General features: G+C 72.7%; 23 protein-coding genes. 13 read left to right on the plus strand and 10 right to left on the minus strand.

Annotated elements, in window-relative coordinates; all coding sequences use genetic code 11:
• Positions 1–132: 132 nt before the first annotated feature.
• Together BLW78_RS09275 and BLW78_RS09280 are read left to right on the plus strand one after the other, a co-directional pair.
• Positions 133–462, plus strand: a complete 330-nt coding sequence (locus BLW78_RS09275) for a CsbD family protein (RefSeq protein ID WP_091678804.1) — start codon at positions 133–135, stop codon at positions 460–462.
• 435 nt (positions 463–897) lie between these two features.
• Positions 898–1,158 (plus strand): hypothetical protein, encoded by a 261-nt coding sequence (locus tag BLW78_RS09280; protein ID WP_091678807.1) that lies wholly within the window; start codon positions 898–900, stop codon positions 1,156–1,158.
• A gap of 64 nt (positions 1,159–1,222) precedes the next feature.
• On the opposite strand, the gene bcsS is transcribed toward BLW78_RS09280, so the two are convergent.
• Together bcsS and BLW78_RS09290 are read right to left on the minus strand one after the other, a co-directional pair.
• Positions 1,223–2,038, minus strand: coding sequence for a cellulose biosynthesis protein BcsS (gene bcsS / locus BLW78_RS09285; RefSeq protein WP_091678810.1), 816 nt, complete (start codon positions 2,036–2,038; stop codon positions 1,223–1,225).
• Between the two features lie 159 nt (positions 2,039–2,197).
• On the minus strand, positions 2,198–4,609 hold the full coding sequence (locus BLW78_RS09290; RefSeq protein WP_091678812.1) for a response regulator: 2,412 nt from the start codon (positions 4,607–4,609) through the stop codon (positions 2,198–2,200).
• Between the two features lie 425 nt (positions 4,610–5,034).
• Between BLW78_RS09290 and bcsA the strand changes: the two genes are divergently transcribed.
• The 5 genes from bcsA to bcsN are packed head-to-tail and all read left to right on the plus strand — an operon-like array spanning position 5,035 to position 14,162.
• A complete protein-coding gene (bcsA, locus tag BLW78_RS09295) occupies positions 5,035–7,434 on the plus strand; it encodes a UDP-forming cellulose synthase catalytic subunit (RefSeq protein WP_170855130.1) in 2,400 nt (799 codons plus the stop codon).
• Between the two features lie 5 nt (positions 7,435–7,439).
• Positions 7,440–10,031 carry a cellulose biosynthesis cyclic di-GMP-binding regulatory protein BcsB gene (locus tag BLW78_RS09300; protein WP_091678901.1) on the plus strand — a complete coding sequence of 864 codons (2,592 nt, stop codon included), beginning with the start codon at positions 7,440–7,442 and terminating at the stop codon, positions 10,029–10,031.
• Positions 10,028–11,182, plus strand: coding sequence for a family 8 glycosyl hydrolase (locus BLW78_RS09305; protein WP_091678817.1), 1,155 nt, complete (start codon positions 10,028–10,030; stop codon positions 11,180–11,182). Before BLW78_RS09300 ends, BLW78_RS09305 begins: the two co-directional genes overlap by 4 nt.
• Positions 11,167–13,176 carry a hypothetical protein gene (locus BLW78_RS09310; protein ID WP_091678820.1) on the plus strand — a complete coding sequence of 670 codons (2,010 nt, stop codon included), beginning with the start codon at positions 11,167–11,169 and terminating at the stop codon, positions 13,174–13,176. The genes BLW78_RS09305 and BLW78_RS09310 overlap by 16 nt, the downstream gene beginning before the upstream one ends.
• Positions 13,173–14,162 (plus strand): cellulose biosynthesis protein BcsN, encoded by a 990-nt coding sequence (gene bcsN, locus BLW78_RS09315; protein WP_244526872.1) that lies wholly within the window; start codon positions 13,173–13,175, stop codon positions 14,160–14,162. The genes BLW78_RS09310 and bcsN overlap by 4 nt, the downstream gene beginning before the upstream one ends.
• 35 nt (positions 14,163–14,197) lie before the next feature.
• Here bcsN and BLW78_RS09320 read toward each other — a convergent pair whose 3' ends face one another.
• The 5 genes from BLW78_RS09320 to BLW78_RS09340 all read right to left on the minus strand — a co-directional run bounded on the left by BLW78_RS09320 (position 14,198) and on the right by BLW78_RS09340 (position 18,492).
• Positions 14,198–14,539, minus strand: coding sequence for a hypothetical protein (locus tag BLW78_RS09320; RefSeq protein WP_082557710.1), 342 nt, complete (start codon positions 14,537–14,539; stop codon positions 14,198–14,200).
• A 41-nt stretch (positions 14,540–14,580) separates the two neighbouring features.
• Positions 14,581–16,092, minus strand: coding sequence for a DUF2336 domain-containing protein (locus BLW78_RS09325; protein ID WP_091678823.1), 1,512 nt, complete (start codon positions 16,090–16,092; stop codon positions 14,581–14,583).
• Entirely contained in the window at positions 16,089–17,198 is a 1,110-nt protein-coding gene (locus tag BLW78_RS09330) for a lytic transglycosylase (RefSeq protein ID WP_091678826.1), read from the minus strand. Before BLW78_RS09330 ends, BLW78_RS09325 begins: the two co-directional genes overlap by 4 nt.
• An 89-nt stretch (positions 17,199–17,287) precedes the next feature.
• Positions 17,288–17,917 (minus strand): flavin reductase family protein, encoded by a 630-nt coding sequence (locus tag BLW78_RS09335; protein WP_091678829.1) that lies wholly within the window; start codon positions 17,915–17,917, stop codon positions 17,288–17,290.
• Between the two features lie 11 nt (positions 17,918–17,928).
• The gene (locus BLW78_RS09340) at positions 17,929–18,492 is read right to left on the minus strand and encodes a nitroreductase family protein (RefSeq protein WP_091678832.1); all 564 of its coding nucleotides are present in this window, start codon (positions 18,490–18,492) and stop codon (positions 17,929–17,931) included.
• A gap of 154 nt (positions 18,493–18,646) precedes the next feature.
• Here BLW78_RS09340 and BLW78_RS09345 point away from each other — a divergent pair, with 154 nt between their 5' ends.
• A complete protein-coding gene (locus BLW78_RS09345; protein WP_026604700.1) occupies positions 18,647–19,564 on the plus strand; it encodes a hypothetical protein in 918 nt (305 codons plus the stop codon).
• Between the two features lie 30 nt (positions 19,565–19,594).
• Here BLW78_RS09345 and BLW78_RS09350 read toward each other — a convergent pair whose 3' ends face one another.
• Positions 19,595–20,482 (minus strand): DMT family transporter, encoded by an 888-nt coding sequence (locus tag BLW78_RS09350; RefSeq protein ID WP_210186884.1) that lies wholly within the window; start codon positions 20,480–20,482, stop codon positions 19,595–19,597.
• A 279-nt stretch (positions 20,483–20,761) separates the two neighbouring features.
• Between BLW78_RS09350 and BLW78_RS09355 the strand changes: the two genes are divergently transcribed.
• On the plus strand, positions 20,762–21,160 hold the full coding sequence (locus BLW78_RS09355; protein ID WP_020091631.1) for a PRC-barrel domain-containing protein: 399 nt from the start codon (positions 20,762–20,764) through the stop codon (positions 21,158–21,160).
• A 51-nt stretch (positions 21,161–21,211) separates the two neighbouring features.
• On the opposite strand, the gene BLW78_RS09360 is transcribed toward BLW78_RS09355, so the two are convergent.
• Positions 21,212–21,454 carry a hypothetical protein gene (locus BLW78_RS09360; RefSeq protein ID WP_020091630.1) on the minus strand — a complete coding sequence of 81 codons (243 nt, stop codon included), beginning with the start codon at positions 21,452–21,454 and terminating at the stop codon, positions 21,212–21,214.
• Positions 21,455–21,735: 281 nt separating this feature from the next.
• On the opposite strand from BLW78_RS09360, the gene BLW78_RS09365 reads away from it, so the two are divergent.
• The 4 genes from BLW78_RS09365 (at position 21,736) to BLW78_RS31330 (ending at position 23,177) form a co-directional block, all read left to right on the plus strand.
• Positions 21,736–22,230 carry an HD domain-containing protein gene (locus BLW78_RS09365; RefSeq protein WP_056521565.1) on the plus strand — a complete coding sequence of 165 codons (495 nt, stop codon included), beginning with the start codon at positions 21,736–21,738 and terminating at the stop codon, positions 22,228–22,230.
• A 109-nt stretch (positions 22,231–22,339) separates the two neighbouring features.
• Positions 22,340–22,546: a hypothetical protein gene (locus BLW78_RS09370; protein WP_020091628.1), complete on the plus strand. Its 207-nt coding sequence runs from the start codon at positions 22,340–22,342 to the stop codon at positions 22,544–22,546.
• Positions 22,547–22,666: 120 nt separating this feature from the next.
• The gene (locus BLW78_RS09375; protein ID WP_091678837.1) at positions 22,667–22,924 is read left to right on the plus strand and encodes a hypothetical protein; all 258 of its coding nucleotides are present in this window, start codon (positions 22,667–22,669) and stop codon (positions 22,922–22,924) included.
• Between the two features lie 94 nt (positions 22,925–23,018).
• Positions 23,019–23,177, plus strand: coding sequence for a hypothetical protein (locus BLW78_RS31330; protein WP_170855131.1), 159 nt, complete (start codon positions 23,019–23,021; stop codon positions 23,175–23,177).
• Positions 23,178–23,362: 185 nt separating this feature from the next.
• On the opposite strand, the gene BLW78_RS09380 is transcribed toward BLW78_RS31330, so the two are convergent.
• Positions 23,363–23,551 carry a hypothetical protein gene (locus BLW78_RS09380; RefSeq protein WP_020091625.1) on the minus strand — a complete coding sequence of 63 codons (189 nt, stop codon included), beginning with the start codon at positions 23,549–23,551 and terminating at the stop codon, positions 23,363–23,365.
• Between the last annotated feature and the right edge of the window lie 343 nt (positions 23,552–23,894).

Consider the following 23,894-nt stretch of genomic DNA (forward strand, 5'->3'; position numbering starts at 1 on the left):
TTCGACCGGACTCCGCCACGGAGCCGGGGAACGCCCGGCGCAGATCGCTGTTGCCCCAGTCGCCACAGAGGGTTGGGAGTCCGACCGCCGCGACTTCGGCACCTTCCCGCGACACATTCGGAGAATATGGTCATGGTCGACACAGACAGGATCACGGGCGCCGCGCGCACGCTCGGCGGGAAGGTGCAGGGCGCGGTCGGCGACGCCGTCGGCTCGGACCGTCACGCGCTCGAGGGGCGTCTCCGGGAGGCGCAGGGGACCGCTGAGAATCTCTACGGCCAAGCCAAGGACGCCGTGCGGCACGCGGCCGACGAGGTCTCGGACCACGCCGCCGAGGCCTACGACCGGAGCCGCCACGTCGCCTGGGAAGGTCATCAGAAATCCGTCGAGTGGCCGCACGCCTCCCTGATCGTGGCAGGTCTCGTCGGCTTCGGTCTCGGTTTCCTCGTCAGCCGACTCTGACACGGATCGCCACGTGCCGCCGTCGGCCTCACGTCGACGGGATCGCGGGGCCGCTAGCGCCGTGCGCGATTAGATCGGCACGGAGGCCAGGGCCGAGCCCATGCCGCGAAAGGCGCGGGCCCCCTTCTCCCGCGCGGGAGGGGGGATGCGCCGGTTCTCGACCGGGCACCGCCGTCCTAATCGAACCATCGCACATCGGTCGGAAGCGACCCGGCGGGTTCAGGCACATGCCGCACGCAGCCGCCACGCCCGTCGGAAGCCCATCGGCGCTGCCTGGCCGATCCTTGCGGCACAGAGGGTGTCGGCGACCTGCGAGGGTCCACGCCCGAGTCCGGGAATGAGCCTCCAGTATCCACGCCGTTTATAACTTGTGTTCCGTTATGGAACAGAGTCCTTGGCTCTATTCTCGCTCTAGACACCGCTGAGAGGTGTCTAATGCATCAGTTCATCGGCCTATTTGCCATCTTCGTCACGCTGGCCGGCGTGCTCCACACCTGGGGTGCGCCGCGCTGGGCGATCGCCGGCCTCTGCCTGATCGGTCTCCTCGGCGCGTCGGCCACGCTCGTCGGCATCCAACCCAAGGTGGCCCCGTCGCCGGTGTCCCAGGTGCAGTCGCTCAACGACGCGATGCAGCCCGTCTTCGAAGGCGTCTGGGACCCGCTGCGGCCCGGCCGGCTGCTGACGACGTCCCGGTAGCGTCTCCGGTCCGCGCGGCTTCTGAAGCGAGCCGCGTGTCCCGTCAGGCAGCCCGCGCCATAATCTAGAAGGTCGAGCGCGCCTCGATGCTGGAATAGTACCCGGAGCCCTGCACCCGATCCCGGACGTAGCCGGCGGCCACCGACATCTGGACGGGTCCGAAGCGGACGCCGGTCAGGTGGGCGCCGATCCGGTACTGGCGGAAGAAGTCGTCGCCGAGGAACAGCGCCTCGGGTCCGATATAGACGCCGTCGGCGAGCATGTAGCCGACGCGCAGGCGCGAGTAGTAGGCGTTGAACTTCGTCGAGTACGAGCCGTAGGCCGAGACCATGGTCCGGTCGGTCGGCGTCGCGTAGAAATTGCCCGCGACCTTCAGCCCGACGCCCGTACCGACGACCGGGTTGCCCGGATCGGGAATCGACAGCTGGTTGCTGCGGACGTTGAAGCCGATGAATCCTGCGAGGGCCGCGTCCTTCCAGACCCACTCGTAACCCGCCTGCAGGGCGCCTTCCTGCTGGTAGCCGGTGACCCGCGTCGCGACGGACCGGCCGGGATACGAGTAGGTGCCGCCGATGGCGTCCACGCGGACCCGCAGGCCGTCCCGGGTGGGTGAGCCGTTCGGCGCGGCGGTCACCGTCACGGAGCCGAAGGCCGAGCTGTTCGACGTGACGCTCGTGGATCCGTCGACCGCGACGGCCCAGCTGTCGTCGACCGCCTGCTGCGAGGCGCCCGTGTACCAGTCGGCGCCGGCGCTGCGCGCCGGGAGGTCGGCGGCGGCGGCCTGCGTGGCGGAGGCCGCCGCGCAGGCGCACAAGAGAGCCAGAACGGTCGTGAACGGAGTGCGAGGATGTCGGGCAGCTGGTTTCGCAGTCCCGCCCATATTCAAAGGCTCCGTTAAGGTACGATTTACGCTTTAACCAACACTCGTCGACAATAGTTAACATCCGCTTTTGGAAGGACTGAGTTTCGATCAGGGCGTCTGCGCGGAGAGCGAGCGCGAGAACCGCGCGGTCGCTGCGTCGGGCGGGACGCGCGGCGATCAGGCCGCGCGCGCGCGGACCGCGGCGTCGAGGACGACCTGCAGGTCCTCGTTGCGGAAAGGCTTGTCGATCCGCAGGAAGGCGTCGGCGGAGCGCGGCAGCTGGCCGTGTGGGCTGGCGAGGATGACCCGGATCTGCGGGTAGCGCTCGACTACGGTGGCGGCGAGCTGGAGGCCGGCCATCACCGGCATCGATTGATCGACGATCATCGCGTCGAAGGCGGCGTCGCGGGCGAGGATCTCGAGGGCGTGCGCCCCGGAGGCGGCCTGGACCACCGCGTGGCCGAGATCGGCGAGCACCTCTGCGACGCTGGCCCGCACGAGGCCGTCGCTCTCCACGAGCAGGATCTTCAGCCCCGCCGCGCGGATCGGAGGGAGCGTGGCGACGGCCGGGGGCGCGGCGGGCAGCCAGAACTCGGCCAGGAACGGCTCGGCGCCGGTGCCGTCGCGGATCAGGCGCCAGTGGCCGCCGCTCTCGGTCACGAGCGCCGCGGCCGCCGCGAGGGTCGGGCCTGCTGCCGTCGGCAGCGGCGCGGCCTCGGGTCGGCGACCGCTGCTGACGAGCACGCGCACGTAGGCCGCAACTTCCGCCGCGGCGCCCATGTCCTCGGGGGTGCCCTCGACGGCCGCGATGGCGAAGCCGGCGAGGCCGGCGTCTCGAATATGGAAGGCCAGGTTGAGGAGCAGCAGCTCCAGCACGCGCTCGCTGCACAGGAGGGGCGGCAACCCGGCGGGGATGCGGTTGAGGACCGGCATCTCGCCGAGGGCGTTCGCGGCCAGGAACGGCAGGTAGCCCTCGAAGGTGGTGGCGAGGTCGGTCTCGGCGAGGGTGATGCCGGTCTCGTCGCCGCGCACGAGGTGCAGCATCCGGCGGGTGAGCGCCGCGCCCCGGCGCGCGCCGGCCGTCGCCCGCCCGACCAGCCGTTCCTGGTCGTTCCCGAGGGTGTGGCGCCGCGCCAGCAGCGTGAGATTCGTCAGGACGACGGTCAGGACGTCGTTGAACTCGTGGACGATGCCGTCGGTCACCCGCCGCAGGACGAGGTTGCGACGCGGCTCGACGGGCTGCGGCAGGGTCGCCCCCTCGCCGCCCGGCAGCTTCCGCATCAGGGCGAAGAGCCGACGGTCGCCCCTGGCGTCGGCGAGGCACAGCAGCCTCACCTGGACCTGCTGCTCCGGCCAGTCGCGGAGGTGCAGGGTCACGTCGTGCGGGCCGTCGGCCGCGAGGGCGGCGTCGCGCGCCCGGTCGAGCACGGGCCGGTCCTCGGCGACGAAGCAGGCGGCGAACGGAGCGGCGATGGGGGCTCCGTCGTCGCCGGCCGCGCTCCGCGAATCCAATAGGGTCCGGCCGGTGTCCGGATCGATCTCGCAGCAGGCCCAGCCTGAGACCGCCTCGAAGGTGGTCAGCCGCGCCTTGAGGCGCGCGACCTCGGACCCGGCGCCGGCCATCTGCAGCCCGGCGCTGCGGCGATGACCCGCGAAGACGTCCGAGAGCGCCGCGAACTCGCCGATCCACGTGCGGGGCGCTTCGGTCTCGCCCTCGCCCCTCAGGAGGCGGCGCAGCGGTCGCGTCAGCCGCTCTCCCGCGACGAAGCCGAGCGCCGCCGCGCAGAGGATCAGGGCGAGCCCGACGCCCAGCATCCGCCAGTCCGGCGACGCGGCGAGCGCCGCGCCGGAGGGCACGGCCTGCGCCGTTACCAGCCATCCCGGCGAACCGATCTCGGCCGCGACACGCATCGGCGTCGTGGCCGAGACGGCCGTCGTCCGGAACGGGCTCGGGGCCCCCGACAGGACCCGGCTGTCCGGGGTGGCGACGAGGAAGCCGAGGGTGTCGGGCAGCGCCGCGGCGCGCCGCACCTCCTCCTCGACCTTGGTGAGATAGCTCGGGTCGGCGTCGAGGCGCAGCAGGCCGTCCTGACCGCGCTCGCCCAGCGCCACGGCGGTCCCGAACGGCGAGTCGGCCTCCGCCCCGTCGCTGACCACGATGACCCCGGCCGCGCGGCCGCGCAGGAACCACGTCTGCCGCGCGACGCTGCTGCCGACGCGGCGCTCGTCCCGGGCCGCCAGCACGGTACCGTCGGGCGCGACGAGGACGGCGTCCCGGTAGACCGGGTTGAGGTCGAGCCACCCGCGCAGGCGCGCGGCGCGCTGGTCGGCGGAGAGCAGGCCCTCGTCGTCGCGGAGCATCAGGGCGGCGTTGCGCGCGTCGACCACCGTCTGCCGCAGCCGCGCCGCGAGGGCGGCGACGTAGGCGCGCGAGGCCGAACCGACCATCTCCTGCGGGGACGCCGCGGGTCCGGGCCGCGCGGCCGGGACGACGATCAGGACGGCGGCCGCGAACCCCGCCGCCGCGGCGATCGCCACCTGCAGCGCGTTGAGCAATCCGAGGGAGATCTGCAGCGGCTTCGCGGTCATCCGTACGCCCGGGGGTCGGTCCCGAGCGAGGCGCGATTTTCGTTAAGGGTCGATTAAGGCCCGCGGCGCAACCCGGCCGTGCCCCCCGACGCGGCGCGGTCCGCCGGGCGGGTCGTTCCGACTATCCATGGCGCTCTACGTCGCCTGCGCCGCACCGAAGCCGTTTATAGCGAAGCTTTAGAACGGAATATTAATGTATTCGGCGCAACGGCGCGTCCCGGTCTCGTTCTCGCAGCCCGATCGACTTCGCCACGCCGGGCATCATCTGGGTTGCCCACATTCCTAAGTTAACCGTAATTTCCGGCCAAGTGGAGTGGGCCGGATATTACGAATGGGTTTGTTCATTGACCATCGTCGCTGTACAAACCCGGCGGTAGAGCCGTTGCACCTCGATCCGAGGGATTCTTGGCCCGGGAGGCTGTAGCGTGAGGCAGGCGTTGCGTTGGCTGGCCTGGGTTGGGGCGACAGTCGCCAGCCTCGCCCTGCTCAGCCAGCCGGTCGGGACGCAGGCCCAGCTCGCCATGAGCCTCGCCGCCATGGCGGTGATGATCGTGCTGTGGGCCGTGCTCGACGGGCCGCGCACGCGGTTCGTCTTCATGGCGCTCGGCAGCCTCGTGGTGCTGCGCTACATCCTGTGGCGGCTCACCAACACGCTGCCCTCGCCGGGCGACCCGGTCAGCTTCGGCTTCGGCCTGATCCTGCTGGTGGCCGAGCTCTACTGCGTCTTCATCCTGTTCGTCAGCCTGATCATCAACGCGGACCCGCTGCGGCGCGACCCGCCGCCGGCTGCCCCGGCCGCCGACCTGCCCACGGTCGACGTGTTCGTCCCGAGCTACAACGAGGATGCCGCGATCCTTGCCATGACCCTGGCGGCGGCGCGACAGCTGAACTACCCGCCCGAGAAGCTCACGGTGTGGTTGCTCGACGACGGCGGTACCGACCAGAAGTGCAGCGATGCCGACCCGGCCAAGGCCGCGGCGGCGCGCGCCCGTCGGGGCGAGCTGCAAGCGCTCTGCGACGAGCTCGGCGCCCGCTACCTCACCCGCGCCCGGAACGAGCACGCGAAGGCGGGCAACCTCAACAACGGTCTCGCCCATGCCCGGGGGGACCTCGTGGCGGTGCTGGACGCCGACCACGTCCCGTTCCGCTCGTTCCTGACCGAGACCGTCGGCTATTTCGCGCAGGATCCGCGCCTGTTCCTCGTGCAGACGCCGCACGCGTTCCTCAACCCCGACCCGGTCGAGCGCAACCTGCGGACCTTCGAGCGCATGCCCTCGGAGAACGAGATGTTCTACGCGGTCACGCAGCGCGGCCTCGACAAGTGGAACGGCTCGTTCTTCTGCGGCTCGGCGGCCCTTCTGCGCCGCACCGCCCTCGACGAGGCCGGCGGCTTCTCGGGCATCACCATCACGGAGGATTGCGAGACCGCCTTCGAGCTGCACTCGCGCAACTGGAACAGCGCCTACGTCGACAAGCCTCTGATCGCCGGCCTGCAGCCCGACACACTGGCGGACTTCATCGGCCAGCGCTCCCGCTGGTGCCAGGGGATGTTCCAGATCCTGCTGCTGAAGAACCCGGCCTTCCAGAAGGGCCTCAAGCCCATCCAGAAGATCGCCTACCTCTCCAGCATGACCTTCTGGTTCTTCCCGATCCCGCGGCTGATCTTCATGTTCGCGCCGCTGCTGCACATCTTCTTCGACCTGAAGATCTTCGTGGCCAGCGTGGACGAGTCGATCGCCTACACGCTGACCTACATCATCATCAACTTGATGATCCAGAACTACATCTACGGCAAGTTCCGATGGCCGTTCGTGTCGGAACTCTACGAGTACATCCAGGGCGTCTACCTGGCCAAGGCAATCGTCTCTGTCATCGCGTCGCCCCGCAAGCCGACCTTCAACGTCACCAACAAGGGGGCGACCCTCGACCACGACCACATCTCGTCGCTCGCCCTTCCGTTCTTCCTGATCTACCTGCTCCTGATGCTCGGCTGCGCCGTCGCGGCGTGGCGCTACCTGTACGAGCCCGGCGTGACCAACCTCATGCTGGTGGTCGGGCTGTGGAACTTCTTCAACCTGCTCACCGCGGGCGCGTCCCTCGGGGTCTGCGCCGAGCGGCGCCAGCTCGAGCGCACGCCCTCCCTGGCGATCGATCGCCGCGGCGTCCTCACGGTCGCCGGGCACAGCGTCGACGTCTCGATCGAGCGCGTCTCCGCCGAAGCCTGCACCTTGCGCCTCCTCGGCGGCGCCCTCGATCCGGGGCTCACGCGCCCGCCGCTGCGGGGGACGCTCAGCGTCGAGCCGACGGCCGGCGCGCGCCGGACCGCGCCGCTTCCGGTGCACCTGGACCAGGCGACGCGCGACGGACAGGAGCTCGTCATGCGGGTGAACTTTGGCACGCTGTCCATCCGCGACTACCCGGCGCTCGCGGGACTCATGTACGGGGACGCCGAGGCGATGCGGCGCTTCCAGCTGCGGCGGCGGCGGCACAAGGATATTCCCACCGGCACGCTGCAATTCGCGTGGTGGGGCTTGGTCGAGCCGTTCCGCGCGCTCCGCTATCTTCTCGCGAGCCGGCGCCCCAGGCCCGTCGAGATCGAGGAGGCGCCGGTCTACGACGCACCGCACGACGCCGCCGCGGCGCCGGTGCCGGCTCCGGTGCCGTCCGTCCCGGCACCGGCAGCCCCCGCTGCGGCGCCGTCGCTGCCCGCGACCGCCAAACCCACCGACATCGAGAGCGGGGACGACTGGGTCCGCCTGATGATGGATTACGAGAACGAGCGCACCCTGGCCGAGCTTCGCGGCCGGCGCACGAGCGCGGCGTGACGGCGATGGGTGCTCGGCTCCGCCTCCCCGTGCTGGGACTGCTGCTCGGTCTCGCGAGCGTTCCTGCCCTGGCCCAGAGCTTCCTGGGCTCGGGGCCGGCGGAGCGGCTGACCGTCCCGCCGAGCGGCAACGCCCTGCGCGCGCCGTCCGAGGACGGGTCGGGCCCCGCGCGCCGGCCGGACGCGTCGGCGACGGAGACGCGGCCGACCGCGCGCCCGTCCGAGCCGCCCCGGACCGCCGCGCCTCAGACGGTGCCGCGCGCGGCGATCCAAGCGACCATCGCGCCGGCGCGCCGGCTTCCGTCCGGCCCGCGCGGCTTCCGCCTGACCGGGGAAGAGGATTCTCTGCGCTACCCCGTCTACCTCACCGAGGCGCAGACGCGGGGACCGGCACGGCTGCGCCTCTCCTACCTGTCGGCGATCTCGGTGGCGCCGGAGAGTTCCGAACTCGCTGCCTTCGTCAACGGGACGAAGGTCGGCTGGACCCGCATCCAGGCGCCCGGTGCCGTGAAGGTGGTGGAGTTCGCCATCGGCGACGGCGTGCTGAAGCCCGGCTACAACGCCGTCACCTTCACCGCCAGCCAGCGCCATCGCGTCGACTGCTCGGTCGGGGCGACCTACGAATTGTGGACGCAGATCGACCCGTCGCGATCCGGCCTCGTGGTCCCGCCGGCGACCGACATGGACGTCCGGTCTCTCGCCGCCGCGGAGCCGGACGAGAGCGGCGCCCTGCCGATCCAGGTCATCCTGAACGAGCGCCCGAACCTCGCTCGCCTGGAGCGCATGATCGAGGCGGTGCAGGCCCTCGCCCTCGTGGGACGGGTCGCCCGTCCGACGGTGACCTTCGGCCCTCCCCTGCAGGGCCGAAACGGCATCAACCTCGTCGTCGGTACAGCCTCCGAGATCGCCGGCATCGAAGGCGTTCCCGAACTCGGCCCGATCAGCGGGCCCCGCCTCGCCATCCTGCCGACGCGGCCGAACACACCGCCGACCCTGGTCGTCACCGGGGCCCGCGACGAGGACGTCCGTCAGGCCATCACCAACCTCGCCGTCCCACCCGACAACGGGACGCCGGGCGGGCTCAAGGCGGTCCAGCTGTTCCGCGGCTACATGGTGCACGGCGGCGAGAATCTGACGCTCGACCGCCTCGGCGTGACGTCCCGCGAGTTCTCGGGGCGCCTGCTCCATGTCGGCTTCGCCCTCCGCTTTCCCGGGGATTTCGTCCCGGCCGATTACGGCAAGGTGATGCTCCACCTGGCCGGGGCCTACGTGGCCGGGCTCTCCTCGGAGGCCCGCATCGTCATCGACATCAACGGGCGCAACGCGGCCAGCGTCCCGCTGCCCGACGGGCGCGGCGAGGTGTTCGACGACAGCGCGATCCCCCTGCCCTTCAGCCTCTGGCGCCCGGGGGTGAACCACGTCGAGATCTCGGCGCAGTTGCCGAACGCCGCCGACCAGGTCTGTGACACCCTCAGCCCGGCGGCCAAGCAGGCGCGCTTCCTGTTCCTCGACCGATCGCGGATCGAGATCCCGCATTTCGCCCGGGCGGCGCGCAGCCCCGACCTCGCGGCGATCAAGGGGGGCGCCGTACCGTTCGTCGTCCCGGGGCAGCGCGCGCGCCTCGTGCTGCCGACGCCCGACCGCGACAGCGCCGACGCGGCCGCGACCCTCGCCGCCCGACTGGCGATGGCGGCCGAGCGCGTCATCGATTTCGAGGTCGTGACCCAGCAGCAGGTCGTGTCCGACACGAGCCAGCTCGTGGTCGCGCCCGCCCGCGCCCTCGACCCGGCGCTCCTGGAATCGGTCGGTTTCGATCCGCAGCAGGTCCAGCGGGTCTGGGAAGGCCGCGCCGACATGGTCGCCACCCCGGGTCAGTTCGGTCCCGAGGGCGTGCTCACCCTCGATCGCCTGCGCCGCAACCTGCCGATGCGCTGCGCCCTGCCGACGCTGATCCCGCAGGTGCGCCCGGCGCAGCCCGCCCCGGCCCAGCAGGCGCCGCAATCTCAGGGCGAGACGAGCGCCGGGCCCTCCCCGACCACGGCCCCGGCCCCCTCGCCGGGCTCCGCGTCGGACCGTGAACTCATCGACCGCTGGGAGGCGTCGACACGCGGCTCGCGCCAGATCTGGGCGGCCCTGGACAGCGTCTGGAACGAGATCACCGGCACGGTGCACTCCCTGCGCCAGACGATCACGGCGCAGGTGAAGCCGGACGAGACGGTCGAGGTTCCGGCCACGGCCTCGCTGCTCATCGCCGAGGGTCCCCCGGTCCAGTCGAGCAACACCGTGATCGTGACCGCGCCGAACGCGTCGCTGCTGAAGGCGTCCGTCTCCTGCCTCGTCGACCCGGTGGTCTGGGCGAGGCTCGGCGGCAGCGCCGCCTTCCTCGACGCGTCGAACGGCACGCTGGTGACGTCCCGGCCCGAGCGGATCGAGATCGTCGAGACGCAGCCGCGATCTCTGCCGAACCTGCGCCTCGTGTCCGCGGCTTGGCTGTCGATCAACACGGAATACTACGTGGGCATGACCCTCGCGATGGCTCTCTGCCTCGGCCTGGCCACCACGAGCCTCGTGCGCAACGTCGGCAGGAAGAATCCATGAGCCGCCGCGCCCGCACCCCCCTCGCCGCAGCTTTCCTCGCCGCGGCGATCCTGCCCGCGGCGGCGGCCTCGCCCCAGGACGAGCCCGCCGTGCCTCCGAGTACCGCGCAGCCGGGCACGCAGCCCGCGCAGGTGCCCCGGACCGCGACCCAGGGGCTCGCCGGCAAGCTCGGCAACGACGCCGCGTGGCGGGCCTACCGCGCGCGGTTCATCACCGACCAGGGGCGCGTGGTCGACACCGCGAACGGTCAGATCAGCCACAGCGAGGGCCAGGGCTACGGCATGCTGCTCGCCGTGGCGGCCGGTGATCGGGTCAGCTTCGAGCGGATCTGGGGCTGGACCCGGGCCAACCTGATGGTCCGCGGCGACGAGCTGCTGGCGTGGCGCTGGTCACCCGACAAGCGTCCGGCGGTCAGCGACATGAACAACGCCACCGACGGCGACATCCTGATCGCCTGGGCGCTCACCGAGGCGGCCGAGGCCTGGAACGAGCTGAGCTACCGGACCGCCGCGCGCCGGATTGCCATCGAGTTCGGGCGCAAGACCATCCTGTTCCGGGACCCGCACGGGGCGCTGCTGCTGCCGGCGGTCTCGGGCTTCTCAGCGCGGGAGCGCCCGGACGGTCCGCTGATCAACCTCTCCTACTGGATCTTCCCCGCCTTCCCGCGCCTCGCCCTCGTCGCGCCGGAATACGACTGGGCGGCCCTGACGCGCAGTGGCCTCGCCCTGCTGCGGCAGTCGCGCTTCGGTCCGAGCAACCTGCCCACCGAGTGGATCTCCGCCAAGGAGGCGCCTCGTCCCGCAAATGGCTTCCCGCCGCTGTTCTCCTACAACGCCATCCGGATCCCGCTCTACCTCGTCTGGGCGGGGCTGGTGCGGCCCGACGACCTCGCGCCGTTCCAGGCCCTGTGGTCGGGCGCCGATCGGGAACGGCTGCCGATCGTCGACACCGGCGACGGGCGGAAGGTCGAGTGGCTCACCGAGGCCGGCTACATGGGGCTCCCGGCCCTGGTGGCCTGCGCCCTCGACGGGATGCCCTTCCCCGAGGATGCGCGCGGCGACATCGGCAACCAGAACTACTACCCGGCCACTCTGAGCCTCCTCGCCCTGACCGCGGCCCGCACGCGTTACCCGTCATGCCTGAAGTCCTGACCGGTCGTCCGCCGGCACGCCTCCGACCGGCCGCGCCCTGCCTCCTGATGCTGGCGCTGTCCACCGCGCCGGCCGCCGCGCAGGTCGACGCGCGACCCGGTCCCGCGCCGCAGTCTCCCGCCGCGCCGACACGGTCCGAGCCCCGCATCGTCTACGGCGACGGCCCGCGCGCGCCGGCAATCCTGGCTGACCCGGCCACGTCGCGCACGACCGACATGGTCGACGAGAGCGCGCTGCGCTACTACGCGGCCCAGAAGCAGACGGCTCGGATGAAGGCCGAGATCGCCCGCCTGAAGCGGCTCTATCCCGGCTGGAACGAGCCGCCGGACCTCAACGCGCTGCAGCCGAGCCCGCCCGAAGAGGCGCCCCTGTGGGACCTCTTCACCGCGGGGCGGTTCGACGACCTCCGCGCGGCGATCGTCGCGCGCAGGTCGATCGACCCCGCGTGGCAGCCCTCCGAGGAGCTCGCGCGCAAGCTCCGCCGGGCCGAGTTCCGGTCCCGGATCACGGCGCTCACCGGCAAGGACGCCGACGCGATCATCGACCTCTACCGCGCCGATTCCGGCGCCCTCGATCCGCTCGACGTCCAGAGCATCTGGATGGTCGCCGACGCCCTGGGCGATACCGGCTCGGGCGACGAGGCCTTCGAGCTCTACAAGTCGATCCTCGACGGCAACGCCGATTCCGGCGTGCGCCTCGCCACCATCCAGAAGGCGATGGCGCATCTGCGCATGGCGCAGGCGGAGCGCCTGATCGAGATGGGGCATCGGGGCGCGAACGGGGCGTCGGAATTCGACGCGATCCGCCTCGACATCACCCGTGCCCGGATCGCGGCCTTCCTGCACGAGGAGAGCGCCGAGACCCCGACCCCCGCCGATCTCGCGGCCTTCCAGGCCGTCGCCCGCAAGAGCGGCGATCCCACCCAGACGAGCCTCCTCGGCTGGTACGCCTACAAGCGCCGCCAGTTCCGGGAGGCGCTCGAATGGTTCAAGCAGGCGATCGCCCGGGGCGGCGACGCGATGGTCGCCCACGGGCTCGCCCTGACCCTGCGCCAGCTCGACATGGCGCGCGAGGCCGAGGAGGTCGCCTACGCGTGGCGCGACAAGTTCGTGGGCAACGAGCTGCTCTACATCGACATCCTGGAGCAGAAGCTGACGCTGCCCCGCCCGCCCGCGATCGAGCCCGCGCGCATCGCCCGCTACGCCCAGGTCGTGACGGCCTCCACCTCGGGCGAAGGCGCCCAGGGGCTGGCGTGGTACGCCTACAATTCCTGCCAGTTCGACACGGCGCTGGAGTGGTTCCAGCGGGCCGTCGCCTGGATGCCGAGCGAGGGGACCGTTTTCGGCTACGCCCTCACGCTGCAGCGCCTGAAGCGGCAGCGTCCGTACCTCGAGGTCGTGAACCGCTACGACGGCCTCTTCGCGAAAGTGGTCGACCTGCTGTTCCGCGAGAATGCCGGCGGGTCGCCGCTGCCCTGCGACCCCGTGCCCGCCGCCACCGGGCCCGCACCCGGGCGGCACGCCGCGCCCGCGGCGCGGGTCGAGACGCCGCCGATCAACCGGGTGCCGCGGCCGGACCTGCCGGCGGCCGGCACGGACGCCAAGCCCCTCGCCGTGCAGCGCAACGAGTTTCCCCTGGCGGTCTCCATGGAGAACGCGCTCCGCTACCCGCCGCCGGGGCTCGCGCGGGTCCTGGCCGAGCCTGTTCCCGCGGGGACCTACGCCCGCGAGCCCGCGACCCCGGCGCCGCCCCTGGTGGCCCGGCGCGTGCCCGGCGCGGGCCCGATGCCCTACGAGCGGTTCGGCTACGCCCTGCTCCCGGACTATCGCGGCGTCGACAAGCCCGAATTCCTGTCGCCGCCCGCCGCCGGCACCCTGTGGCAGGACCAGCAGGCCGAGCGCGGGCGACCCGAGAATTCCGAGGCGAAGCGGTTCCAGCTGCCCGCGCGCTCGGCCTACGACACCTCCGCCACGACCGAGCGGACCACCCCGTGAGGCGCGCCGCGATCCGTACGGCCCGGCTCTGCGCCCTGGCGTGGCTCCTGCTGCCCGCCGTCGCGCGGGCGCAGACGGTCCCGGTCCTGACCCTGCCCGGCGCCGGGACGCTGACCGCGGTGATCGAGACGCGCGAGCGCGACGGGTTCGACCAGCGGCTGCGCTATGCCGGCGGCGACGGTCGCAACCACGCCGAGATCGCCCTGCGCCGGGAGACCGCCGACCTGCTCCTCGCCTTCCCGCCGCGGCTGGCCAAGCCCAGCGAGTTCGGGATCGCGGGGGAGATCGCCGTCCGGTTTCCCGGGCAGGCGATGACGGTGCGGCCGCCGCTGCGGAACGCCTACGGCCCGGTTGGCATCGCGCTCGGCGCCGATTGCCTCTACGCCTGGCAGTGGATCGAGGGCGGACGCGGCGCCGCGTCCGCCGGCGGGCAGCCGCCCGCTCTGTTCCAGGCGGAGCCGCTCGCGCGCCGCGCGATCTCCCTGCGGATCCGGCTGTGCCGCACCGCCGAGGCCAGCCTCGGCGACCTCGTGCGGGCGGTGGAGGGCCTCAGGATCGCCCTGCCCGGCACCCGCCCCCCGCCGGTTGTCGCGCGCGTCCCGCCGCGTCGGGTCGCGCCGCGGGCCGCCGTCCGCCGCCCGAGCCGGCCGGCCGCGGCCGAGGCACGCCGAGACGAGGTTCCGCCGGTGCGGACGCCGGCCGCGTCACCGCCGCAGGTGCCCGTGGCGTCGCCCGTCGCGCCACCCGCGGCGCCGCCCGTCGCGCCGCCGGCACCGTCCCCGAGCGCCGGGGCGCCGGATCAGAAGCGCTACATCGTGCCGCCGACCCCCCAGACCACCGCACCGGTGCTGCCGGAGCCGGGCGGCCAGCGCTACATCACCGAGGGGAGCGGCAGCGGGATCGCACCGAAGCCGGCGCCGGGGCAGGCCCCCGGCGAGACCTTCTTCCGCGACCTGCCGCCGGAGGCCTATCGGCCGCCGAACTGAGTTCAGGTCCGGGCGCCCGCCTCGGATCTGAGCCGTCAGAGCACGAAACGCCCGAGCTCGTTCGCCGGGAAGGTTCGGAAGCGCCGGTATCCGCCCTGCACCGCCTGGGCGAGGGACGCGACGCCCGCGAGATCGCCCGCCTCGGCCCTGCGGGAATCCGCCTCGGTCAGGACGAGGCCCACCGTGATCGAGACCGCGCTGATCGCGACCGGCACGGCGAGAACGTGTCGGCCGGTCAGCCCGTCGGAGGCGACCACGTCGACCGCGTAGAGGCTGAACAGGTAGGCGCGCTCCGCGATCAGCGTCCGCGCCTCCGCCAGGACGTAGCGCGGCTCCTCGCCCGGCAGCCGGCGATATCGGGAGATGTCCGGTGCCATCGCTCCCCCGAGCGGCGAGCCTTGGCGGATCCAGGCGGCGATCAGGCGGCGATCCGCTCCGGCTTATCCTCGCTCGCGGCCGGCTCCGGCCCGGCGGGGTCCCGGCTGGCGCGGAAATGATCGAGGATGCTGTCGCCCAGACCGTCGAGCACGAGGTCGGTCGCGGCCTGGACCTCCGGGTCGACCTCCTCGGGCCGGTACCAGGCCAGGATCTGCTCGGGCAGCGCGTCGAGGATCGCGCCCACCGGGTTGACCGGCTCGGCCGCGGCAGGCCCGTCCGCGGCGTCGGCGATCGCCACGACGACCGGGGTCGCCGTATCGGTCTCCTCCGCGAAAGCGGTCCGGCGCTGGCTCTCCAGGGCGGCGCGCCACGCGGCGTCGGCGGCCTCGGCCTCACGGCGGGCGGTCTCGCGCGCCAGCGCCTGGGCGGCGATGGCGCGGGCCACCTCGCGCGCCTCGTCGCGGGCCGCCTCGGCCTCGTAGCGGTTGAGCAGCGTGATGACCGGGTGCATCTCCGGATCCGACAGGTCGCCGCAGGCTCCGATGGCGGATTCGATGAGGCGCCGCGACAGGCCGGTGCCCCGGACCGGGGCCGCCGCGCGGGCGAGTTCCTGCCAGGCGGAGAGCGCCGCCTGCATCGCCGGCAGGAGCGCTTCGGGCAGCCCGGCGCGGTCGTGCAGGTCCGCGAACAGGCGCGGGTCGCGCATGGCCCGGGCGACCCCGGCATGATCTTGTCCCGACAGGTCGGCCAGGGCGGCGAGCGCGAAGTCCGTCCGGCCCGAGAGCACGGCGCGCAGGATCAGGCCCGCGGTCAGCTGCCGGCTTGCGCGCAGATGGGTCACCAGCCGCGTCACGGCGGCCGCGCCGAAGCCCTCGCAAGCCTCGAGCGCGACGCGCTCGCCGGCCTCGCGGCTCATCCGGTCCAAGCGCTCGGCGCCGAGCCAAGCGCGGTCGGTGACGAAGTCGGTGAGCGCCCGCGCCACCGCGATCCCGAGGGCATGGCGCACCTCCGGCGGCAGGTCGGCGCGGGCGAGGAGCGCCTCGCGCAGGGCGGCCTCGTCGCCGCGGCGCTCGATCATGCGCAGCATCCGGCCCGCGGTGATCTTCGCCGTCGGATTGGCCGCGAGTACGACCAGCGTGTCGGTCTCGCCGATCTCCGCCAGGGCGCCCGCGACCGCGTGAGAGAGGTGGTGCCGGGCGGCGATCACCGCGCGGGTGGCCTCGTCGCCGAGGGCGGCCGCGTCCACGAGGTCGGCGTCGGTGAGGACCGGCGAGCGGGCGAGCACCGGCCGCGCCACCTCGGGAACGTCGGAGGACAGAGCGACGACCAGCGGGCGCGGCGCCCGCGCCGAGGCCGCGCAGGTCTCGGCGAGCGCCCGGCGCACGAGCGGCGACGGGTCGTCGAGGAGCGCGAGCAGCGCGGTCTTGGCCTCCCAGGCCGCGTCGGCGCCCAGGTCGCCGTAGAGGTAGGTCCGGGCCAGCGTCGCGGTCGCCTCGGCCCGGCGCTCGGCCGAGGCGTCCTGCGTCCAGGCCAGAAAGTCGCGGATGATCATCGACCGCTCCGGGGGGCGAACAGGCTGGTCCTGCTGCCGGACATGGACGCCGCGGCCGCGAGTTCCGCGGGTCGGCGGGGCGGCAGCGGCGGATTGAGGAGGGCGGCGCCCGGCGACGTCGCCGCCGGTCCGGCCGTTGCGCCCGTGACGGCACCCGGGATGGCACCCGTGACGGCGGGCTCCGCGACGGCGACGCGCGGTGGCGGCTCGGCGTCGGAGCGCGGGAAATAGGTCGGCGCCGCGTGCTGCACCGGCGCGGCGCTGTTGCGCGCCTGCCAGAGACGGGCCGCGGCGTCGGAGGCCGCGCCGCGCTGGTCCGTCTGGAACAGGCTGCGCAGGTCCGAGGTCCCGCCGAACGCGGTCGCCGCGCTGGCGTAGGCCGAGATGGCCTGCGGCGCCGCGGCGCCGTCCTGGCGCAGGCCGGTGAGGTCGGTGGCCGCGGCGCCCTGGGCCGCCGCCGAGAGGCTGGCATAGAGTTCGGCAGCGCTCCGCGGCCGGCCGGCGCGGTCGTAGAACAGCGCCCGGTTGGCACCGGCCGCCTCCGGCAGGTCGAGGGCGGCGGCGCGCTCGGGGAAGGCGCGGGCGGTCGAGATCAGGGCGGCCGCGCCCTTCGCGCCCAGCACGTGGGCCGCGTAGAGATCGCCCGCGGTCGGCTCGCGGCCGAGGGCGCCCGTGAGGGCGTCGGCGTTCTGCTGGGTCAGCGCGCCGGCCAGCGTCGCGGAGATCTTGGGATCGCGGCGCAGGTCGAGGATCGCCTGCCGCTGGCCCGCGTCGGGAACCGTGTAGGTGCCGTCCGACTGCCGGGTGATCGCGTCGGCCTGCGCCTGCAGGCCGAGCCGCGGCCCGGCATTCTTCATCACGCCGAGCCAGGTCTGCTCGATGAACTGGAACAGGCCGGTGGCCGAGGAGGTGCCGGCCTTGGCGGCGGGATCGAGGGCGGATTCCCGCCGCGCCGTGGCGAGGAGATAGTCGAAGCCGACGCCGCTCGCCGTCGCCCCGTCGCGGATGGCTTGGACCACCGGCCCGGAGGCAGGCGTGCCCGGCAGCGCCCGCGCCTGGGGCGGCGGGCTCTCCGGTGGGCTCGACGGCGTGGTGAACAGGAACATCCGGGCGGGCACGGTGCTGGAGACCGCCCGAACCTGCGCCCGCTATGGTAAACAAGTCCTCAATCGGCCGCGCGCGACCGGTTCCTGTTTCAGGACCCGGTGAACTCCCCCGCGCCCTTCGGTCGGCGCATCTGAAAACGCGTGTCGGCGGTGGCGTGGAAATAGTCGAAGTATCCGCCGCGCATGATCGGGTGCATCGCCGCCGTATCGACCATTCCGTCCGCGACGTACCGTTCGTCGACGTAGATCGACACCACCTGCCCGATCACCATGAAGTTCTCCGCCTCCCCGCCCGAGAGGGGCACCAGCGGCACGGTCTGGAGCCACCGGCACTCCAGGGCCGCCGGCGAGGCGGCCACGCGCGGCGGCCGCACCTTCTGCGAGGGCGCGGTCTCCAGGTTGGCGAAGGCGAACTCGCTCGTTCCGCGCGGCAGCGGCGCCGAGGAATCGTTCATCCCGTCGCGCAGGTCCCAGGTGGCGAGACTGCAGACGAACTCCCGGCCCTCCTCGGCGAAGGTCATCGCGTCCTTCCGCCCCGAGGAGGAGAACGCGACCATGTTGTCGGCCACGGCGTTGAAGAACGAGTAGGGCGCGAGGTTGAGCGCGCCCGCGCGGTTCATGGCGCTGATCCAGCCGATCGGTCGCGGCGCTACGATGGCCTTCAGCGGGTTGTGCGGGAGGGCGCGCGACTCGCGCGGCAGATCGAGGTCGTAGTGCACGGCCGGTCCCTTCAGAGGTAGGTGACGATCTCGTCGAGGGCGGGCCGCGGCCGGTCGGAGGGCACCTCGCGCGCCCGGCCGATATGGACGAAGCCGGCGAGCTTCTCGGTGGGCGCGAGGCCGAGGGCGTCGAGCACGCGGCGGTCGTAGGCGAACCACTCGGTCAGCCACGACGTGGCGAAGCCGGCGGCGTTCGCGGCGATCACGAGGTTCATGGTGGCGGCACCGGCGGAGAGCACCTGCTCCCAGTCCGGGATCTTCACGTGCGGGCCCGCCCGCGAGACCACCGCGACGACGACCGGCGCGTGGGTCAGGCGGGCGCGTTCCTGCGCGAGCCGCTCCGGCGCCGCGTCGGGATTGTCGGCCGCGAAGGTCGCCGCGATGACCTCGCCCACCTTCGCCCGGGCCTCGCCGGCGATGACGATGAAGCGCCAGGGCGCGAGCTTGCCGTGGTCGGGCACCCGCGAGGCGGCCGTCAGGATGGATTCCAGCTGCGCCCGGTCGGGCCCGGGCTCGTCCAGCAGCGCCGGCGGCACCGAGCGGCGGGTCTTCAGGAGATCGAGGGTGGCGGTCATGCGCTCCGTCCCGGTATCGCGTCCCGACCGGGATGTGGCATGCGCGGGCCTCCGGTGGAAGAGCGGCCTTGCCGCCGCCACGGTCGGGAGTCAGAGGCAGGCCCGGACGATCCGGTGCCGCGACCGGCGAGACGAGCAGAAGAAGGGCCGACCGATGCGCATGAGGCTTGCAGCGACCGCGCTGGCGATGCTCGCCGCCGGCCCGCCGGCCGCGCTCGCGCAGCAGGACCCGTTCCAGAACCGGCTCGGCGGCGCCCTGCCCTCGCCGTCGATCACCACCCCGAACCTGCCGCCGTCCCTGCCCCCGGCCGAGCCGGACGCGCAGCTGTCCCTGTCGGCGCTCCTGTCGGGACCGGGCACGGCCCTGCGCCAGGGGCTCGCGTGGCGGATCTACGAGGATCGCGGCGACGGCACGCGGCCGTCGATCGTCGCCCGCTCGACCGAGGCCGAGCCGCATTTCACCCTCGCGCCGGGCGCCTACGTAGCGACCGTGACCTACGGCTTCGCCAGCGCCTCGAAGCGGATCGTGATGGGCGGGCAGCCGACGACCGACACGCTGCGGGTGGCCGCCGGCGCCCTGAAGCTCGCGGGCGCGGTGGGCGATCAGAAGATCCCGCCCGGTCAGGTGATGTTCTCGGTCTTCGTCCCGGTCGGGACCAATTCCGAGGGCCGGCTCGTGCGCGCCGGCATCAAGACCGGCGAGCTGCTGCGGCTGCCGGAGGGCACATACCACGTCGTCTCGACCTACGGAGAATCGAACGCGATCCAGCGCGCGGACCTGCGCGTCGAGAACGGCAAGGTCACGGAGGCGACACTCAACCACCGCGCCGCGACGGTGACCCTGAAGCTCGTCGCCGCCCCCGGCGCCGAGGCCTTCGCGGGCACCGCCTTCTCGGTTCTCACCCCCGGCGGCGACACGATCCGCGAGGCGATCGGCGCCTTCCCGCAGGTCACCCTGGCGGAGGGCGACTACGTGCTGATCGCCCGCCACGACGGGCAGGTCTACACCCGGGAGTTCAAGGTCGAGAGCGGGCTCGACCGCGACATCGAGGTCGTGGCGAAGTCCGGCTGACGATCCAGGGCCGACAACTCCGCGCCGTTCTCAGGCGAAGCGCCGCGCCAGCGCCACGCAGGCGGCCACGGCCAGGGCGGCGGCGATCATGGCGGGCTCGATGTGCTCGCCGAGGACCAGCGCGGCCACGCCGAGGCCCAGGAACGGCTGCAGCAGCTGCAGCTGGCCGACCGACGCGATGCCGCCACGCGCCAGGGCGCGGTACCAGAACACGAAGCCGATGAGCATGCTGAACAGCGCGACGTAGCCGAGTCCCGCCCAGGCCGGCAGCGGGATCGCCGCCAGCTCGGCCGGCCGGAGCAGCAGCGCGAGGGGCAGGCTCACGGGCAGCGACAGGACGGTGGCCCAGGCGATCACCTGCCAGCCGCCCAACCGGCGGGCCAGGACGCCGCCCTCGGCGTAGCCGAGCCCGCAGAGCAGGATCGCGGCCAGCATGAAGGCGTCGCCGGGACCCGGCGGACCGTCGAGCCCCCGCGCGGCGAAGCCGACCGTGACCAGCGCGCCGGTGATCGAGAGCAGCCAGAAGATCGGTGACGGCCGCTCGCCGGAGCGCAGCGCGCCGAACAGGGCGGTGGCGAGGGGCAGCAGGCCGACGAAGACGGTGCCGTGCGCGGCGCCGACCGTACGCAGGGCCAGGGCGGTGAGGAGCGGGAAGCCGACCACGACGCCCGCGGCCACGATGGCGAGCGCCGGGAGATCGGTCCGGCACGGCCGTGCCTGCCGGAGCGCCAGCAGGGCGGCCGCGCCGGCGAGGCCGGCGAGCGCCGCCCGGGCCGCGCTGAGGAACAGGGCGTCCATGCCGGTCAGCGCGAGGCGCGTCGCGACCAGCGACGCGCTGAAGATCGCGACGCCGATGAGGCCGTCCACCCAGGCGCCGGTCGCCGGTCCGCGCGTCGTCTCGATCACTCCCCCCGCCACGGATGTCCCCTCCCGATACGTGCGGGTCCCGGCATGCCGTGCCAGGGCGCGGTCGGCCAGGAACGGTCGGGGCGCGGCCGGGCAATCTGTCCCGGTCGATCTTCGATACAGTTGGCCAGCCCGTTCACCGCGCCGGAGCCTCGTGAGGGGTGTCGCCGCGCGGGTCGCGCGCCGGCCGAAGGTTCCATGTTCCGCGCATTAACATTTCCGTGCAGTCGCGGAACGATGCGCCCGAGGCGGCCATTTCAGACCACCCATACCGGGCCACTGGAGTACACCATGCGCCGCCTCGTCATCGCCGCCTTCGCCGCCGCCGCCCTCGCCGGGCCCGCGCTCGCCGCCAACGAGGCGCCGCAGACGGTCGCGCCCAAATTCGAGACCGTGCCGCAGGACGCGGTGCTCAGCTACAACCTCATCGGTCTCAACGTGACCGACGCGCAGAACAACACGGTCGGCGAGATCAAGGACCTCGTGATCGATCACGGGAAGCTGGCCGGTTACATCGTCTCGGTGGGCGGCTTCCTCGGCCTGGGCGAGCGCTACGTCGCGGTCTCGCCGAGCTCGATCGCGCTCGGCTACGACGCCGACGCGAAGAAGTGGAAGGCCATCATCGGCGCCAGCAAGGACCAGCTGAAGGCGGCGCCGGAGTTCAAGTACGAGGGCAAGTTCAAGCGCTGAGGCGCACCGCCGCGGCCGGGCCCAGCGCCCGGCCGACCCGGCGCCCCGCACTCAGACGGAGGCGTCGAGGGCCTGTCGCGCCAGGCGGGCGACGAGGGCCTCCCGCTTGGCCTGACGCAGAACGATCCGCGCCGCGGCCCGCGCGTTGGACGCGCGCAGCTCGGCCCGCGGGCCGCCGTCGCGCAGGGCGCGCCACGCCAGCGCGCGGAACCAGCGGACGTTGGCCAGCGCCGCCGCCCTGCGGCTCAGCGGCCCGCCGACATCCAGCGGCTTCTCGAGTGTTCCGGACGTCATGGTCTCGATCCTGAAGCGCGACTCGCCGCTTGTCCGATTATGGAACAACAGATGGCGATTCCACGGGAGCTGAGCAATAGTGTTGCCAACGTGAACTTTTGAATCGAGCGCGAAGACTGCGCATCCACGAAATGAGGTAGTCCCGCCCCGGGACGGCATCCGGCGACGAGGAGCCCCGCGGCGGGCGACCCGGCGGGAACGCCGCGGCGGGGACCCGACTTCCCGGAACGGGAAGCCGGTGCGGCGCCGATCCGGGCCGGTCGATCTGGAGAGCCGGTCGCGTGCCGACGATTTTCGATGCCCATACCTTCGCCCTCACGGCACATGCGGGTCAGCTCGACAAGGGCGGCGAGCCGTGCATGCGGCACCTGGAACGCGTCGCGAACGCCGCCCAGACCCGGGCCGGTCACGCCCGACTCATCGACGGGCTCGACATCGACCCGATGCGAGTCATGCAGGCGGCGCTCCTGCACGATGTGCTGGAGGACACGCCGCGTACGGCGGCGGACCTCCGCGCCGCCGGCTTCGAGGCCGACATCGTCGAGACGGTGACGCTTCTCACGAAGCCGCAGAGTCGGATCGCGTATTCCGAGCGGATCACCACCCTGATCGCGGCCGGCAACCTCGCCGCGCTGCTGATCAAGATGTCCGATACCGAGGACAATCTCTGCCCGACCCGGATCCCGCCCAACGCCGCGTTCCTGCGCGAGCGCTACGCGACGGCGTTCGAGCGCCTGAAGGCGGCGGCGGCGACGCGCGGGTACACCGGCCGCTGAGCACCAACCCAGGCGGGGAACATTCGCGCGAGCGTCCGGTAGATCCTGCAACGCCCGGGCTGTCTGCCGAGGTTCCGGACCCGGGGATGTGAGTGCCGGAGAAGCGCCGATGACACCGTCGACCCGTTCACCCGCCGCGATCAGCGACGAGGGGCGCCACGCCCGCGACCGCGGCGATCCGATCACCGCCAACCCCTATCCGGCGGATTCGGAATCCTGGGCCACCTGGGATCGCGGCTACCGGATGCCCGACGAGCAGGCGCGCGCCGCCACCCCGGCTGCGGTCCGGGAGGACGCGCCACCGGAAGCATCGTGATCCGGGACCCGTGCCGGGCGGTCGGCGACGCGGTCGGAACAGCTGCGGTGGCGCGGGGTTGCCCGCACGACCGGTAACGGCTCCGCGAGAGCGATTGCCGGACCGAGAGGGAGATCCGCCATGAAGGTCACGAGTCTCGCCATCGCCGCCCTCCTCGCGGCCGCGATTCCCGCCACGGCAACCGAGAATGCCGGCAGCGCGACCAGCCGGTCAGGCACGGCCAACAGCACCGGCCCGAGCGACGCGGGGTCCGGCTCGACACCCGGCGCCGCCGGGAGCGGCCCGTCGACCGGCTCGATGAGCCGCTCCGGCACGACGAACAGCACCGGCCCGAACGATGCCGGATCCGGCTCCAAGCCGCCGGCCGGCGGCCGCTGACGGGACCGCGTCGCGCAGCGAGCGGCGCGGAGATCCTGTTTGGCGATATCGCCAAACAGGATCTCCGCGCCCTCACACGCTACAGGGAGGATCCATGCCGGCACGCACCCGCATCGCACTCGCCGCTCTTCTGCTGCTCGGCCTCGCCGCCTGCGACGACAAGCAGGCGCAGAACAACACGCCGACGAAACCCGACTCCACCAAGATGGAGCCGCAGACCGACCAATCGGCGCCGAACACGCAGAAGCGCTAGAGCCGTTCCCGAACGGGGCAGGTGCGGACGGGGACGCTCGCCGAGCCGCCGCTGTTCGTGGCGCGGGTCCGTTCCCTCTGTGGCGGAGGCCACACGTCTCTGCGGCCCGACCGGGGAACCCGGTCATCCGGACCGTCGCGACACCTCCGGGGTCGGCACCGGCGACGGCCGGGCATCCCGGGCGGTCAAGTCCGGATCGGCGAGGGACTTGTCTCGGATTGGCCGGTGGTTGCGCCGGTCGGCGGATCGCCGGACGGGTCGGCGATCAGCGGTACGGCGGCGCCGAAGCCGAGAGCCGCCTCGACGAGGATATCGTCGAGTGCGTCCGCGACCCACACGGCGCCGTCGAGGACGGATGTCAGGATTCGAGTCATCTGCACCTCCCTCCCGCATCCCGGGTCGCCGCCGCCGGACGGCGGCGACCCGGGATGCGGTCTTCAACCGGTTCGCACCCGCCGTCTCAGACGAAGTGCATCGGGAGGGCGCGGTCCAGGATCTCGACGTAGGTCCCGGCGAGAACCGCGACGGTGGCGGCGGCGACGGCCGTGGCGAGGGCGAAGCGGGCAACGAGGGTCATGGAAGTCTCCATCAGGTCCGCGACTGTGTTCGCGGTGTGACCCTGATGTAAGCTCAAGCTTTCCCCGCCGAGGTGCTGCGGCACACCCCGGCGATGAACTGGCCGGAGCGGCCTATATCGCCGGGCTCCTCAGTCGCCGC

Origin of the sequence: Methylobacterium sp. 275MFSha3.1, from assembly GCF_900108435.1 — a bacterium.
Taxonomy (GTDB): Bacteria; Pseudomonadota; Alphaproteobacteria; order Rhizobiales; family Beijerinckiaceae; genus Methylobacterium.

Coding starts and splice junctions, on each gene's coding strand:
- BLW78_RS09375 (WP_091678837.1), top strand. CDS start 22,667: ATGAAGGTCACGAGTCTCGCCATCGCCGCCCTCCTCGCGGCCGCGATT.
- BLW78_RS09325 (WP_091678823.1), bottom strand. CDS start 16,092: ATGATCATCCGCGACTTTCTGGCCTGGACGCAGGACGCCTCGGCCGAG.
- BLW78_RS09305 (WP_091678817.1), top strand. CDS start 10,028: ATGAGCCGCCGCGCCCGCACCCCCCTCGCCGCAGCTTTCCTCGCCGCG.
- BLW78_RS09320 (WP_082557710.1), bottom strand. CDS start 14,539: ATGGCACCGGACATCTCCCGATATCGCCGGCTGCCGGGCGAGGAGCCG.
- BLW78_RS09345 (WP_026604700.1), top strand. CDS start 18,647: ATGCGCATGAGGCTTGCAGCGACCGCGCTGGCGATGCTCGCCGCCGGC.
- BLW78_RS09290 (WP_091678812.1), bottom strand. CDS start 4,609: ATGACCGCGAAGCCGCTGCAGATCTCCCTCGGATTGCTCAACGCGCTG.
- bcsS (WP_091678810.1), bottom strand. CDS start 2,038: ATGGGCGGGACTGCGAAACCAGCTGCCCGACATCCTCGCACTCCGTTC.
- BLW78_RS09340 (WP_091678832.1), bottom strand. CDS start 18,492: ATGACCGCCACCCTCGATCTCCTGAAGACCCGCCGCTCGGTGCCGCCG.
- BLW78_RS09300 (WP_091678901.1), top strand. CDS start 7,440: ATGGGTGCTCGGCTCCGCCTCCCCGTGCTGGGACTGCTGCTCGGTCTC.
- BLW78_RS09380 (WP_020091625.1), bottom strand. CDS start 23,551: ATGACTCGAATCCTGACATCCGTCCTCGACGGCGCCGTGTGGGTCGCG.
- BLW78_RS09310 (WP_091678820.1), top strand. CDS start 11,167: ATGCCTGAAGTCCTGACCGGTCGTCCGCCGGCACGCCTCCGACCGGCC.
- BLW78_RS09370 (WP_020091628.1), top strand. CDS start 22,340: ATGACACCGTCGACCCGTTCACCCGCCGCGATCAGCGACGAGGGGCGC.
- BLW78_RS31330 (WP_170855131.1), top strand. CDS start 23,019: ATGCCGGCACGCACCCGCATCGCACTCGCCGCTCTTCTGCTGCTCGGC.
- BLW78_RS09355 (WP_020091631.1), top strand. CDS start 20,762: ATGCGCCGCCTCGTCATCGCCGCCTTCGCCGCCGCCGCCCTCGCCGGG.
- BLW78_RS09360 (WP_020091630.1), bottom strand. CDS start 21,454: ATGACGTCCGGAACACTCGAGAAGCCGCTGGATGTCGGCGGGCCGCTG.
- BLW78_RS09280 (WP_091678807.1), top strand. CDS start 898: ATGCATCAGTTCATCGGCCTATTTGCCATCTTCGTCACGCTGGCCGGC.
- BLW78_RS09275 (WP_091678804.1), top strand. CDS start 133: ATGGTCGACACAGACAGGATCACGGGCGCCGCGCGCACGCTCGGCGGG.
- BLW78_RS09330 (WP_091678826.1), bottom strand. CDS start 17,198: ATGTTCCTGTTCACCACGCCGTCGAGCCCACCGGAGAGCCCGCCGCCC.